Annotated in this window: 15 protein-coding genes; 13 read left to right on the top strand and 2 right to left on the bottom strand. The window is 34.0% G+C overall.

What is annotated here, in order from left to right; all coding sequences use genetic code 11:
- Nucleotides 1-7 precede the first annotated feature (7 nt).
- The 8 genes from GMA17_RS09780 (at nt 8) to GMA17_RS09815 (ending at nt 7,540) form a co-directional block, all read left to right on the top strand.
- The gene (locus tag GMA17_RS09780; RefSeq protein WP_066251713.1) at nt 8-547 is read left to right on the top strand and encodes an RNA polymerase sigma factor; all 540 of its coding nucleotides are present in this window, start codon (nt 8-10) and stop codon (nt 545-547) included.
- Nucleotides 548-549: 2 nt separating this feature from the next.
- Nucleotides 550-1,344, top strand: coding sequence for an anti-sigma factor (locus GMA17_RS09785; protein WP_248395513.1), 795 nt, complete (start codon nt 550-552; stop codon nt 1,342-1,344).
- Between the two features lie 91 nt (nt 1,345-1,435).
- Entirely contained in the window at nt 1,436-1,639 is a 204-nt protein-coding gene (locus GMA17_RS09790; protein ID WP_248395516.1) for a membrane or secreted protein, read from the top strand.
- A gap of 5 nt (nt 1,640-1,644) precedes the next feature.
- Entirely contained in the window at nt 1,645-2,757 is a 1,113-nt protein-coding gene (locus tag GMA17_RS09795; protein WP_248395518.1) for a glycosyltransferase, read from the top strand.
- Entirely contained in the window at nt 2,748-3,302 is a 555-nt protein-coding gene (locus GMA17_RS09800; RefSeq protein WP_248395520.1) for an RNA polymerase sigma factor, read from the top strand. Before GMA17_RS09795 ends, GMA17_RS09800 begins: the two co-directional genes overlap by 10 nt.
- Before the next feature lie 84 nt (nt 3,303-3,386).
- Nucleotides 3,387-4,265, top strand: coding sequence for a lipoyl synthase (gene lipA / locus GMA17_RS09805; protein ID WP_248395523.1), 879 nt, complete (start codon nt 3,387-3,389; stop codon nt 4,263-4,265).
- Nucleotides 4,265-5,263, top strand: a complete 999-nt coding sequence (gap, locus tag GMA17_RS09810; protein WP_248395526.1) for a type I glyceraldehyde-3-phosphate dehydrogenase — start codon at nt 4,265-4,267, stop codon at nt 5,261-5,263. Before lipA ends, gap begins: the two co-directional genes overlap by 1 nt.
- Nucleotides 5,264-5,347: 84 nt before the next feature.
- Entirely contained in the window at nt 5,348-7,540 is a 2,193-nt protein-coding gene (locus GMA17_RS09815) for an ATP-binding protein (protein WP_248395528.1), read from the top strand.
- Here GMA17_RS09815 and lpxK read toward each other — a convergent pair.
- A complete protein-coding gene (lpxK, locus tag GMA17_RS09820) occupies nt 7,537-8,586 on the bottom strand; it encodes a tetraacyldisaccharide 4'-kinase (RefSeq protein WP_371922362.1) in 1,050 nt (349 codons plus the stop codon). The two genes, GMA17_RS09815 and lpxK, sit on opposite strands and share 4 nt — an antisense overlap.
- Nucleotides 8,587-8,594: 8 nt before the next feature.
- On the opposite strand from lpxK, the gene GMA17_RS09825 reads away from it, so the two are divergent.
- From GMA17_RS09825 to msrA, 3 genes are all read left to right on the top strand, one after another.
- Nucleotides 8,595-9,710 carry a Nif3-like dinuclear metal center hexameric protein gene (locus tag GMA17_RS09825; protein WP_248395530.1) on the top strand — a complete coding sequence of 372 codons (1,116 nt, stop codon included), beginning with the start codon at nt 8,595-8,597 and terminating at the stop codon, nt 9,708-9,710.
- 3 nt (nt 9,711-9,713) lie between these two features.
- The gene (locus GMA17_RS09830; protein ID WP_248395532.1) at nt 9,714-10,493 is read left to right on the top strand and encodes a zinc ribbon domain-containing protein; all 780 of its coding nucleotides are present in this window, start codon (nt 9,714-9,716) and stop codon (nt 10,491-10,493) included.
- 120 nt (nt 10,494-10,613) lie between these two features.
- Nucleotides 10,614-11,270: a peptide-methionine (S)-S-oxide reductase MsrA gene (msrA, locus tag GMA17_RS09835; protein WP_248395535.1), complete on the top strand. Its 657-nt coding sequence runs from the start codon at nt 10,614-10,616 to the stop codon at nt 11,268-11,270.
- Between the two features lie 93 nt (nt 11,271-11,363).
- On the opposite strand, the gene GMA17_RS09840 is transcribed toward msrA, so the two are convergent.
- On the bottom strand, nt 11,364-12,164 hold the full coding sequence (locus GMA17_RS09840) for a bifunctional 2-polyprenyl-6-hydroxyphenol methylase/3-demethylubiquinol 3-O-methyltransferase UbiG (RefSeq protein ID WP_248395537.1): 801 nt from the start codon (nt 12,162-12,164) through the stop codon (nt 11,364-11,366).
- Nucleotides 12,165-12,224: 60 nt separating this feature from the next.
- Between GMA17_RS09840 and GMA17_RS09845 the strand changes: the two genes are divergently transcribed.
- Nucleotides 12,225-12,899, top strand: a complete 675-nt coding sequence (locus tag GMA17_RS09845) for a hypothetical protein (RefSeq protein ID WP_248395539.1) — start codon at nt 12,225-12,227, stop codon at nt 12,897-12,899.
- Between the two features lie 174 nt (nt 12,900-13,073).
- A complete protein-coding gene (gene kynU / locus GMA17_RS09850) occupies nt 13,074-14,342 on the top strand; it encodes a kynureninase (protein WP_248395542.1) in 1,269 nt (422 codons plus the stop codon).
- Nucleotides 14,343-14,370: the final 28 nt, after the last annotated feature.

Raw genomic sequence — 14,370 nt, forward strand, 5'->3', positions numbered from 1 at the left:
ATAAATTTTGAGTACACCTATAGAAGACGAAATCGTTGGCTTATTAAAAAAAGGCGACAAAAGAGCCATTTCATTATTATATGAAAATTATGGCGACGCCCTTTTTGGTGTCATTTCCAAAGTGCTTACAGATTCAGATTTGGCGCAAGACGCGCTACAAGAAACGTTTATTAAAGTTTGGAAAAAAGCAAAAACATACGATTCTAAAAAAGCCAAACTTTTTACTTGGCTTTATAGAATTGCCTACAACACAGCCATTGACAAAGTCCGCTCGTACAATAATAAAGCGAGTAAGGAAATCCAAATAGACGCTTCGGACGTATATACATTAACAGGTGATAGTTTAAATCAAGATGTGCTGGACATACAAAAGCACTTAAGTTCTATAGATGAAAAATATCAAATTGTTATAAATGCGCTCTTTTTTGAGGGCATGACGCAACAAGAAGCTAGTGACGAGTTGGAAATTCCACTTGGCACTATAAAATCGAGATTAAAAATTGGACTTCGTGAACTTAAAAAAATTTACGATCCAGAAATAAAATAGTCATGAATGATAAAATAACTACATTTTTAAATTCTGACCTACTAGAAAAATATCTAATAGGCCAAACGACTTCAGTGGAAACAGAAACCGTAGAATCCTATATTTCTAAATATCCTGAAGTAGAACAAGCTTACAATACCATGCAAAACCAATTAGAATTGGTAGCGCAAAGTCAAGCTATTGAAGCACCAAAAGCTATTCTGAATTCTATTTTGAATACTTTGGATGAAGAAACACCAGTTATCCCACTTAATAAACCAAGAACACGTAAAAAATGGTTTCAATTAAGTATTGCGGCTAGTGTTATTGCCATTATGTTTGCAAGCACGACCTATATTTTCTTTCAGCAAAATCAGCTGTTAAAAATTGAGAACCAGAAAATTGCGGATGAAATTTATGATAGATTGGATGATTTAGATCAGAAAAACATGCGTTTAGATGAAATAATGCGTCAAATGAAACAATTAAACAATCCAGAAACTGAAAAATATATTATAAACGGTAATAATCGTGCTAAAAACTTAAAAACAGTTGCTTACATAAATCCCAAAGAAAAAACGTCTATGATAGATGTGGTTTCTTTACCACAATTACCCGAAGAACAATGTTATCAAATTTGGGCGGAACTGGAAGACAAAATGGTTAATTTAGGTATATTAAATGAAGGTGACAGACAATTAAAATCTATTCCATATACCGAAGATGCTTTAGCTTTAAGTATTACCATAGAACAAAGAGGTAGTAAATTAAGCGCTACAAAGGAAAATTCGGTTGCAGAAATTACCCTGAATAAATAAGCAATATTACAACTTAAAATAGACCTCGGTTTTCTTTGAAAATCGAGGTCTGTTTATTTCTAAAAACCGTATCTTTGCAAAAACAAATTTTATGAAACTTTTTTTAATAACATTAGCATTATTAGGAATTGCTGTTGCAGGAATTGCCATTAAATTATGGGCAAAAAAAGACGGGAAATTTGCAGGCACTTGCGCTAGCCAAAATCCTATGATAAACACAACAGGTGAATCTTGTGGATTCTGCGGTAAGACACCAGACCAATTTGAGAACTGTAACGAACCTCAACACTCGTAAACTTAATGCTCGTATTAGATGTTCTCTACTATGTTTTTATAATAGTAGCGTGTTTTCAGGTTTGTTACTTTCTCTTTTTTTTTAGTCCCTTTGCATTTCAAAAAGAAAGCATCCCATCTACTAAAAACATTCCGATTTCGGTTATAATCTGCGCTAAAAACGAAGCCGAAAATCTCAAGAAATTTCTTCCAACCGTCATTGCTCAAAACTATTCAAATTTTGAAATTGTTTTAATTAATGATGCTTCCTATGATAACACTTTGGAAGTCATGGAAGCCTTTGCTGAAAAACATTCAAACATAAAAATTGTAGACGTTAAAAATAATGAAGCATTTTGGGCTAACAAAAAATATGCGTTAACACTAGGGATTAAATCTGCTAAAAACAATCATTTATTATTTACCGACGCCGATTGTAAGCCTGTTTCCAATAATTGGATTTCACAAATGAGTGCACATTTCAGTGCAGAGAAATCCATAGTTTTAGGTTATGGTGGTTATTATAAAATAAAAAACTCTTTTCTTAATAAAATCATCCGATTTGAAACCCTGCTCACAGCAATTCAGTACCTATCATTTGCCAGAATGGGTTTACCATACATGGGAGTCGGTAGGAATTTAGCATATACAAAAGATGACTTCTTTAAAGCAAGTGGCTTTATGAAGCACATGTACATACGTTCTGGTGATGATGATTTATTTATAAATGAAATAGCAACAGCAACTAATACAAGTGTTTGTGTATCCAAAGAAAGCTTTACGATGTCCAATCCAAAAACAACGTTTAAATCTTGGGTAACCCAAAAAAAAAGGCATATTACAACTGCCAGCCACTATAAAACGAGCCACATAGCAGTGTTAGCTTCCTTTTATGCATCTCAATTATTATTTTGGGTTTCTGGCATTGTACTTTTAAGCTTTTTATTTAATTGGGAAGTGGTTTTGGTATTCATAGGCTTGCGTTTTATGAGTCAATTAGTTATCGTGTCGTTTATATCAAAAAAATTAGACGAACAAGATTTAATGCCATTTCTACCTTTTTTAGAATTCTTTTTAGTTATTTTTCAATTGACTATATTTATATCCAACCTGATATCAAAACCTAAACATTGGAAATAACCCAAGCCATAGAGCGCGCCAAAAACAATGACCAAAAAGCCTTTAATTTTTTATTGGATTCGTTTTGGGATCATGTTTATGGGTTTCAATTAAAGCGTGTTCAAAATGAAAATGATGCGGAAGATATTACCATTCAAACATTCTCCAAAGCATTCGATAAGATTGACACTTATAATAGCGATTACAATTTTAAAACCTGGCTTATTACCATTTCAAAAAACATTCATATTGATTTAATTCGGAAGCAAAAAAATTCCATTTCACAAAACATAGCTCGTAATGATGAGGATGGTTATCAGGATATTTTAGATGATTCGCCTTCACCCGAGGACAAATTAATCACCGAACAAAATTTAGCCAAACTACTTCGCGATATAAAAAAACTGAAACCACATTATCAAGAAGTGATTAATTTAAGATACTTTCAGGAGTTGAGTTATAAAGAAATTTCAGTAGAGATTAACGAGCCTATTAACAACGTGAAAGTTAAATTGCTACGTGCCAAGAAATTATTGGCTGAAATTATTCAAAACACCCGAGCTTAAGCCTATTATTGGGTTTTGTACTTTAACGAATTCAGCATTCATTTTCCATAATACTTTGTATCTTTGCAACGGAAAATTTAGTGTATGAAAACAGAAACAGTTTCAAATATTTTACCCGAAAGACAAGCTAAACCCAAATGGTTACGTGTGAAATTGCCTACAGGCAAAAAATACACGGAGTTACGGAGTTTAGTAGATAAATACAGCCTAAATACCATCTGCACCTCTGGAAGTTGTCCAAACATGGGTGAATGTTGGGGAGAAGGTACCGCAACCTTTATGATTTTAGGAAATGTCTGTACACGTTCTTGTGGTTTTTGTGGTGTAAAAACCGGTAGACCAGACACAGTAGATTGGGACGAACCCGAAAAAGTAGCGCGCTCCATTAAACTTATGAAAATTAAGCATGCCGTTTTAACTAGTGTAGATCGTGACGATTTAAAAGACATGGGTAGTATTATGTGGGCCGAAACGGTTAAATCTGTGAGACGCATGAATCCTGAAACGACACTAGAAACACTAATTCCAGATTTCCAAGGTGTGGAACAACATATAGATAGAATTATTGATGTGGCACCAGAAGTGGTAAGTCATAATATTGAAACCGTTCGCCGTTTAACACGCGAAGTACGTATTCAAGCTAAATACGACCGTAGTTTAGGTGTTTTAAAATATTTAAAATCTCAAGGACAACGACGTACTAAATCTGGTATTATGCTTGGTCTTGGTGAAGAACGTGAAGAAGTTATTGAAACACTTCATGATTTACGCGCAAATGATGTGGATGTTGTAACTATTGGTCAATATTTGCAACCTAGTAAAAAACACTTACCTGTTAAGCGTTTTATTATGCCAGATCAATTTGAAGAATATAAAGAAATTGGACTTGATCTAGGTTTCAGACATGTGGAAAGTAGCGCATTAGTACGTTCATCTTACAAAGCTCAAAAACATATTAATTAATGATTCGTATTGGTATTAATGGTTTCGGGAGAATAGGCAGACGTGTATTGCGCTTGCTTCATAATCATCCAGAACTGAAAGTGGTTGCAATAAATGATTTAGCCGACTCGAAAACGTTAAGTCACCTTTTAAAATACGATAGTATTCATGGCATTTTTCATGAGAACATCTCTCATGACGAACAACATATAATCATTAATGATAAAAAAATAGTTTTATCACACCACAACCATCCCAAAGATATTGATTGGAAAGCCTCTCAAGTTGATTATGTAATTGAATCTACTGGGAAATTTAAAACAAAAGATGCTTTAGAATGTCATATTGCAAATGGCGCCAAGCGTGTTGTTTTAAGTGTTCCTTCAGAAGATGATTCAATAAAAACCATTGTTTTAGGCATTAATGAATCTACTATTGATGGTACAGAAACCATTATTTCAAATGCATCATGCACCACAAATAATGCAGCCCCAATGATAGATGTTATCCATAAATTATGCGGCATAAAACAAGCCTACATAACAACGGTTCATTCCTATACTACAGACCAAAGTTTACATGATCAGCCACATCGCGATTTACGTCGCGCGCGGGCAGCTGGACAATCCATAGTACCAACAACAACAGGTGCAGCCAAAGCATTAACACGTATTTTCCCAGAGCTATCAGATGTTATTGGTGGCTGTGGCATTCGCGTTCCGGTAGCTAATGGTTCCTTAACAGACGTGACTCTAAATGTTGAAAAAACCGTGAGTATTGACATGGTTAATAATGCTTTTAAAAAGGCATCGGAAGGGTATTTAAAAAATGTACTAGCCTATACTGAAGATCCTATTGTATCCATTGATATAGTTGGAAATCCATACTCGTGTGTGTTCGATTCTCAAATGACTTCTGTCATCGGGAATATGGTTAAAATAATTGGATGGTATGATAATGAAACAGCCTATTCCCAAAGAATTATTGATTTAATCCGCTTTTTGTCGATAAAAACATAACCTTTATCGAAAAAAAAATTATATTTGTTCATAATAGTTACTCGAATTATGTCCCAGATATATAAATATATATACCTTATTTTCATGCTGTTAAGCTTTAGTCTTTCAGCACAAGTTGATATTAATGAAGATGAAGAATCTATTCAAATTAATATTGATTATAAAATAAACCAAGCACAACAGGATATTGAAAACAGCAATTTTTTTGAGTCACAAAAAAAACTAGAAGAAGCGCTCGTTCTTGCTGAAAAAATTAGCAGCAAAAAAAGCATTGGAATTATATATGCCAAGTTAGGCAAACTACAATATATAATTGAAGAGCCCGATGATGCGCTCATTAGCTTATTTAAGGCCAACGAAATCCAACGTATTATAAAAGACGATGTGAATCGTGCTGAAACCTACAAAACAATAGGTAATGTTTATAATAGCAAAAAAGATTACCGACAAGCTTTAGATTATTATGTATCCGCAAATACACTTTTTGACCAAGAAGGTCTGGATGATTTTGTAGCTGAAGTACTCCTCAACGAAGGTAAAACCCTTATTAAATTAAAAGACTATAAAAAAGCAAATAAGCAATTAGAAAAATCTATTGCTTTAGCCAATCGCTACGAATTAGATAAAATAAAAAGTAGCGGCATGATTCACAATGGGCTTGCTCTCACCTATCTAGACAAAAAACAAGCAGGTTTGGAATCTACTTTAAAAGGTGTTGAATTAGCAAAAGAATACAAGTTCAACACCGTACTTACCAATGGATATTTAATTTTAAGCGACTTAAATGAATTAAATGGCGACTATCAAGCGTCTTCTGAAAATTTAAAAAAATATATGAAGCTGTCGGATTCTTTGCTGCAAGTAAAACGGGCAAATTTATCACCAGAAAAGCGCATTAAAATTCTACTGAACAACCAAACGGAATTCCAAAAAGAACAAGCCGCAAATTTAGAAGAGAAAATCAAAGAAAACAATTTAAGTAAACTTACTACCATTTTAAGTATTGCCTTAATCACCATTCTTTCTTTACTTACGCTATCCTTATATAAAAACAATAATATTAGACTGAAAACCAACAACATGCTTCACATTAAAAACAGTGAACTTATTGTTGCCATGGAAAAAGCCGAATTGGCATCCAAAACCAAGGCCAACTTTCTATCTACTGTAACACATGAATTACGAACACCATTATACGCTGTAACAGGTTTAACGAATATGCTATTGGATGAAGATCCAAAACCAAATCAAATTCAGCATTTAAAATCGCTAAAATTTTCAGGGGAATACTTACTGACCTTTATTAACGATATTCTTCAGATTAATAAAATTGAAGCCAATAAAGTGGATGTTGAGCCCGAGAATTTCAACCTTAAAAAGAAAATGACCAATGTTATTGCAGCCTTAAATAATTCGGCAAGCGACAATAACACCCAATTACATTTGGAATACGACATGGATATTCCTGAAACCTATAATGCAGATCAGCTTAAAATTTCGCAAATCCTGATTAATTTAATAGGCAATTCCATCAAGTTTACTAAAGATGGTGATATCTGGATTCGTGCTAAAAAGCTCAAGCAAGATGGTGATTATTATACCATTCGTTTTGAAGTAGAAGATAACGGAATAGGTATTAGTAAAGAAAAGCAAGAACGTCTTTTTGAAAGTTTCTCTCAAGGTTCCATACAAATTAATAGAAAATATGGCGGAACTGGTTTAGGCTTATCTATTGTAAAAGGATTAATTGATATTTTAAAGGGAAATATTTATCTAAAAAGTGAAATTGGAAAAGGTTCTAATTTTATTTTTGAAGTTCCTATGAAATATGCAGCTCCTGTTGCCAAACCTAAAAAAATAGAGTATTTCAATAATGTTACAGAAATTGATTTGGAAAACATAAAAATATTAGTTGTTGAGGATAATAAGATCAACCAAATGATCACGAAAAAAATCCTTAACAAAATGAAACTAAATTGTGAAATAGTAGATAATGGCGAAGAAGCTGTTGAAAAAGTACGAACTGAAGCGTTTGATGTTGTTTTAATGGATATTCACATGCCAGGAATTAGCGGACTTGAAGCAACGAAGCGTATCAGGAAATTCAATCCAGATTTAACCATTTTTGCACTAACGGCTGTAACTATTGAAGATAAAATGCATGAATTTGATGAAGCTGGATTTACAGATATTATTTCAAAACCTTTCAAACAAGAAGATTTTGAGAAAAAACTTTTTGAAACATTAATAGAAAATAAAGAATCCAAATCTGTTTAATTACCAGATTCTACATAATTCATAACATGATTTTTAAAAATTTCATGTTCATGAACCGTAGCCTTAATTGGTAAGTAAAATAATTTTTCACGCAGACTTTCAAACCCTTTTAAGCGCATAAAGTCCTTTTCTGTTGTTAGTAATAATTCTCGGTGTTTCAATCGTGCTATATCCGCATCTGTAAACGCGTGATGATCGGGAAAATCCAGATGTTCAAATTGTAACCCTTTATTTTTTAAATGCAACACCAACGGATTGGCATTTGCAATTCCTGTCACTAAAGTAAATGGTTCAAGGCTCAATAAAGCGCGAGAGGTTTCTTCTGAAAAAACATCTTCTGAATAATCTATAGTACTAAAAAACACTTTTTGATTTGCCTCTGGTTTCAATTTTAAAACAATCCCTTCTTTTTCTGAATCCGAAATATTATTTGGACATTTCGTTACCACAATTAGTTGAGCACGTTTAGCACCTTGTTTTGGTTCACGCAAATTACCCGTAGGTAAAACCCAATCATCAGCATATAAATCCTGATATGTAGTAAGCAAAATATTAAAACCCGCCTTTACTTTCCGATGTTGAAAAGCATCATCCAACAAAATTACATCTGGTTTTTCAGATAAATTTATTAAGTTCTCAATACCACGTTGCCTATTAGAATCTACAGCAACTTGAACATTTTTATGAAACTTACTAAAAAACTGAAACGGCTCATCTCCCAAGGTTTTGGCTGTATCCAATTGATTTGCCAAACGAAATCCTTCTGTTTCTCTTTTATAACCACGACTTAAAGTTGCCACTTTATAAGAGTCCTTTAGCAGCCGAATTAAAAGCTCAATCATGGGCGATTTTCCCGTTCCACCGGTACTCAAGTTTCCAACACATATAATAGGCATAGTATAGGATTTACTTTTAAAAATCCCCAAATCGTAAAACCAATTGCGCATCCAAGTCACCACATAGTAAATTGGAACAATAGGAAATAATATTTTTCGAAGAAGCTTCATAACAACGAAAGTAATTATTTTATCTTTGATGTTAAACATAAATAGAAATGATTGTTCAAGACGTTATAAATTGTTTAGAAGATTTTGCACCAACATCTTATGCCGAGGATTTTGATAATGTGGGTTTGTTAGTTGGGAACACCCAAGAAAACCTAACCGGAATTTTGGTAACTTTAGATACGACAGAGGCCGTTATTGATGAAGCCATAGCAACCAATTGCAACCTTGTAGTCAGTTTTCACCCCATAGTTTTTAAAGGATTAAAAAAAATTACGGGACAAGGTTATGTAGAACGCGTGGTAATAAAAGCCATCCAACATAACATTGCTATTTTTGCAATTCACACGGCATTAGATAATGCCTTTCACGGTGTGAATGATATGATTTGCGAAAAACTCAAGCTTACCAATCGTCAAATTCTTATTCCACAACCTGGAACCATAAAAAAACTAACAACCTACGCACCACATGCCGAAGCGGCTACTATTCGTGAGGCGTTATTTGCAGCTGGCGCTGGAAGTATTGGTAATTATGATCATTGTAGTTTTAATATGGAAGGGGTTGGTACTTTTAGAGGTGGTGAAACATCAAACCCTACCAAAGGCAAAAAAATGGAGATTCATTCCGAGCCAGAAACCCAAATATCCGTGACATTTCCGAAGCATTTAGAATCTCAAATACGACAAGCACTTTTTTCAGCACATTCCTATGAAGAAGTAGCTTATGAAATAGTAAATATTACCAATACCAATCAGCATATTGGTATGGGAATGATTGGCACGCTAGAAGAACCGATGACGGAATCTGATTTTTTTAACTATTTGAAAGTGGAAATGGCCACAAATACAATTAGGCATTCGGCTTTTTTAAATAAACCCATTCAGAAAATTGCTGTTTTAGGAGGCTCCGGAAGTTTTGCAATATCTGCTGCTAAACGTGCTGGTGCTGACATATTTATCACAGCTGACCTGAAATATCACGATTTCTTTCAAGCCGAAAACAACCTAATTCTAGCGGATATTGGTCATTATGAAAGTGAGCAGTTCACAAAAAACCTTTTAGTAGCATTTCTTAACAAAAAAATTACTAATTTTGCACCTGCCTTACCGGTAGGTAGGCTTATATTATCAAAGACCAGTACAAATCCTGTTAAGTATTATTAGAGTATGGCAAAAAAGAAAGAAGCAACGGTAGAAGAGCGTTTAAGAGCCCTGTATGATTTACAACTTGTAGATTCTCGTATTGATGAAATCAGAAATGTTCGTGGAGAACTTCCTTTAGAAGTACGCGATTTAGAAGATGAAGTTGCTGGAATGAATACCAGATTTGAAAAGCTTGAAGACAGCTTAGATGTTATAAAATCAGAAATCAGCTCTAAAAAGAACCTGATTGAAGAAGCTAAAGCGCTTATCAAAAAGTACAACGAACAACAAAAAAATGTTCGTAACAATAGAGAATACAACTCTATTTCAAAAGAAATTGAATTTCAGGAATTAGAAATTCAATTAGCTGAAAAAAATATCAATGAGCATAAAGTTCAGATTGAGCAGAAAAAAGATGTGATTGCACAAACTAAAGAACGCTTAAAAGAACGCCAATTACACCTAAAACACAAGAAAAGTGAATTAGATGATATTTTAGCTGAAACTGAAAAAGAGGAGCAAGCGCTAATTAAAAAATCAGATGATTTCAAAAAATCTATCGAAGAGCGTTTAGTAGCTGCTTATACCAGAATTAGAACGAATGTAAAAAATGGCCTTGCGGTTGTACCAATTGAAAGAGGTGCAGCAGGAGGTTCTTTCTTTACTATTCCACCACAAGTTCAAATGGAAATTGCAGCTCGCAAGAAAATTATTACAGACGAACATAGTGGACGTATTCTAGTTGATGCTGCATTAGCAGACGAAGAACGCGCAAAAATGGAAAAGCTTTTTGCTAAATTATAAGCTATTTCAAAACATATAATAAAAGCCTTCAATTCGTTGAAGGCTTTTTTTTTAGTATAATTTTAGCATTTTAAATATAAGGTACTTAAATGTTTTACGTCTAAACAAAAAAAGAAAACTATGAATAAGTTACTCGTAATACTATCTGCTGCCATGTTATTTAGTTGTAATAACCAAGCGCAAGTAAACCCAAAACAACAAGATGTTATTAATGCAGAGCCTATGGAAGTGGCTATGGAAAATGGTAAAGCCAAAGCCTATTTTGCTAGCGGTTGCTTTTGGTGTGTTGAAGCAATTTACGAAAGTGTAAAAGGTGTAGATGAATCCATATCAGGGTATGCAGGCGGACACACTAAAAATCCAACGTATGAATCTAGCAACACAGGTAAAACAGGTCATGCGGAAGCTGTAGAAATACTATACGACCCAAAAGTAGTAAGTTTTGAAACCTTGGTAGATGTGTATTTTGCATCTCAAAACCCTACACAAGTTAACGGACAAGGAGGCGACAAAGGATCTCAATACCGTTCTATTATTTTTTATCAGAACGCGGAGCAAAAAACAATTATTACTAATAAAATTAAAGACTTGGAGAAGCAGTTAGGTAAAAAAGTAGCGGCTGAAGTTTACCCTTTTCAGAAATTTTGGATAGCTGAAGATTACCACCAAGACTATGAACGTTTGAATCCAGACAATCCGTATATCCAAAATGTATCCGTTCCAAGATTAAATCGTTTTAAGCGAAAAATGCCTGACGTTTTAAAAACTAATCATTAAAGAAATATGGCAATCTAAATTCATAAATAGTCATATTAAGCGCAGTCTAAATGTTTAAAGTTGATAAAGAAAAAACCCTTTAAACACTAATATTTATGGCTTTGTTGCCTTAATCGTAAAAATTAAAGGGTATAAATTATCGGTTTTTTTGAACATCCCTGTTTCTGTTTCAACCAAATCAGGCAATACATTATAAGGACTTTCATGATACTCATTTAAGTATTCTATATGTAAACCCGCTTCGGTTAAAGCATTAATAACTTCACTTAAACCGTGATTCCACCCATATTCTTTGCTAATTATTTTAGAATCTTGATTGGCATAGGTTCCTTCGTATTCTTCAAAGATTACTTCTTCTTGCATATAACCATATTCCATAACAGGTTTACCTTCTAAATAATTGAACATCCAAACTATTGGGTGAAATTCCGCCATAAAAAAGGTGCCACCATTTTTTAAGCGCTCTGCAATCATAATTCCCCAAGGTTTTAAATCGGGTAGCCAACCAATAACACCATAACTGGTAAAAACAATATCAAATTTTTCGGTTATATGCTCTGAAGTGTCCAAAACATTGCAGCAAACAAATTTAGCATCAAGTTTCAATTCTTCATTTAAGCTTTTGGCTAATTTTATACCTTCATCACTTAAATCTACGCCTACACATGTAGCTCCCATTCTACTCCAACTTAATGTGTCCTGTCCAAAATGGCATTGCAAATGCAATAAGGACTTTCCTGAAACATTGCCTAAAGCCTCCAGTTCATAAGGCATTAAAGACGATTCGCCTTCTTTAAAAGCCTTCATATTATACATATCACTTTCCGCATGCACGTTTACTTTGGCATTCCAAGTCTCTTTATTGGTCTCAAAATAGTTTTTTTCTAAATCCATTTTCCAGTTATATATCTGTCTAAAATACTATAACTTTACAAATTATAACACATATTAACTATGAAACACCACATACTTCTATTCAGCATTTTACTATTATTTTATTCTTGTAAATCAGATAAGAATGGTGAACCTGCCGCTACAATTGATAACAAACCACTTACAACTTCCCAAAAAATAGCACAAGCTTATGGTATTGAAAACTGGGATTCCGTTAATAGCATTACCTTCGCTTTTAATGTTTTAAAAGATAGTACCTTATTTAAACGTTCGTGGAAGTGGTCTCCAAAAACCAATGATATTACATTAATCACAGCAAATGACACCATACGTTACAACAGAAATCAAATGGATAGCACATTTGTAAAGGCGGATAAAGCTTTTATAAATGATAAATTTTGGTTGCTAGCGCCTTTTAATCTCGTATGGGATTCAGGAACCACAATCTCCGCGCCGGTTGAGGAAATGGCACCAATTAGTAAAAAAATGTTAAATAAAATTACCACAACCTATCCTAACAATGGTGGTTATACACCAGGCGATGCTTATGATTTTTATTATAACAATAACTACTTAATCGAAGAATGGGTTTATAGGAAAGGTAATACTAAAGAGCCTTCCATGATGTCCACTTGGGAAAACAACAAGGATTTTAAAGGGGTTTTAATAGCTTTAAGTCATAAAAAAACAGATGATAATTGGGAGTTGTTTTTTGATGATGTTTCAATAGATTAATATTAAAACATCCAAAACCACCAATCTCAACGTATATATAGTAAATATCCCGCTTTAAGCGTCTATATATATTCAAAAAGGGCTTCAATCATTGGTTGAAGCCCTTTTTCCTTTTCGCTTCATTCCTAAATTTATAATTCTTATTTTTGTGGGAAACCGAAAAAACAATACACCTTGTCCAACTATAAAACGGGTTTAGAATTCGCCAAAGAACTAGACCAAAACGACCCATTATCAAGTTATCGCGAGCAATTTCACATTCCAAAAGATAAACAGGGAAATGAATTAATTTATCTTTGTGGTAATTCGCTAGGTCTTCAACCAAAATCAACCAAAAACTATATCAATCAAGAGTTAGAAGATTGGGCTAATTTAGGTGTTGAGGGGCATACTGATGCTAAAAACCCCTGGTTACCCTATCATGAATTCTTAACCGAAAGCATGGCCAATGTGGTTGGAGCCAAACCTATAGAAGTGGTTGTTATGAATACCTTGACAGCCAATTTACATTTCATGATGGTGTCTTTTTACAAGCCAACAGCTAAACGTTATAAAATTGTTATTGAAGCGGATGCCTTTCCATCTGATAAATATGCGGTAGAATCCCAATTGCGTCATCATGGTTATGATGATAAAGAAGGTTTATTACTTTGGAAAGCACGTGAAGGGGAAGAATTACTTCGTTATGAAGATTTAGAAGCTATTCTTGATGAGCACGGGGATGAAGTGGCTCTCGTTATGATTGGCGGTGTCAACTATTATACAGGACAATTTTTCGATTTAAAACGCATTACAAAACTAGGACACCAACACGGTTGTATGGTAGGTTTTGACTGTGCGCATGGTGCTGGAAATGTAGAACTTAATTTACATGATTCTGGAGCCGATTTTGCCGTTTGGTGTACTTATAAATATTTAAATTCCGGACCAGGAAGTTTAGGTGGTTGCTTTGTTCATGAGCGTCATGCACATGATAAAACATTAAATCGCTTTACAGGTTGGTGGAGTCATAACAAAGAAACACGTTTTAAAATGCGCGATGAATTTGATGTTATTCCAGGTGCCGAAGGTTGGCAATTAAGTAATCCACCAATTCTATCTATGGCAGCTATTAAAGCCTCTTTGGATATTTTTGAAGAAGTTGGCATAAAAAAGCTCAATGAAAAATCGAGAAACTTAACAGCGTATTTCGAATTCCTATTGAAACAATTGGGTGAAGATGTTATTCGGATTATAACCCCTGAAAATCCAGATGAACGCGGTTGTCAATTATCCATTCAAGTAAAAACCGCCGATAGAAAATTATATGACAAACTTACTCTAGCTGGCGTTATTAGTGATTGGCGCGAACCAGACGTTATTCGTTGTGCGCCTATCCCCTTATACAACTCTTATCAGGATGTTTATGAGATGGTGGAGAAATTAAAAAATATATTAAACTAAGATGTCACGCAGAACGTCATGAAGAATC

It is taken from the genome of Bizionia sp. M204 (assembly GCF_023205095.1).
GTDB lineage: Bacteria > Bacteroidota > Bacteroidia > Flavobacteriales > Flavobacteriaceae > Algorimicrobium > Algorimicrobium hallyeonense.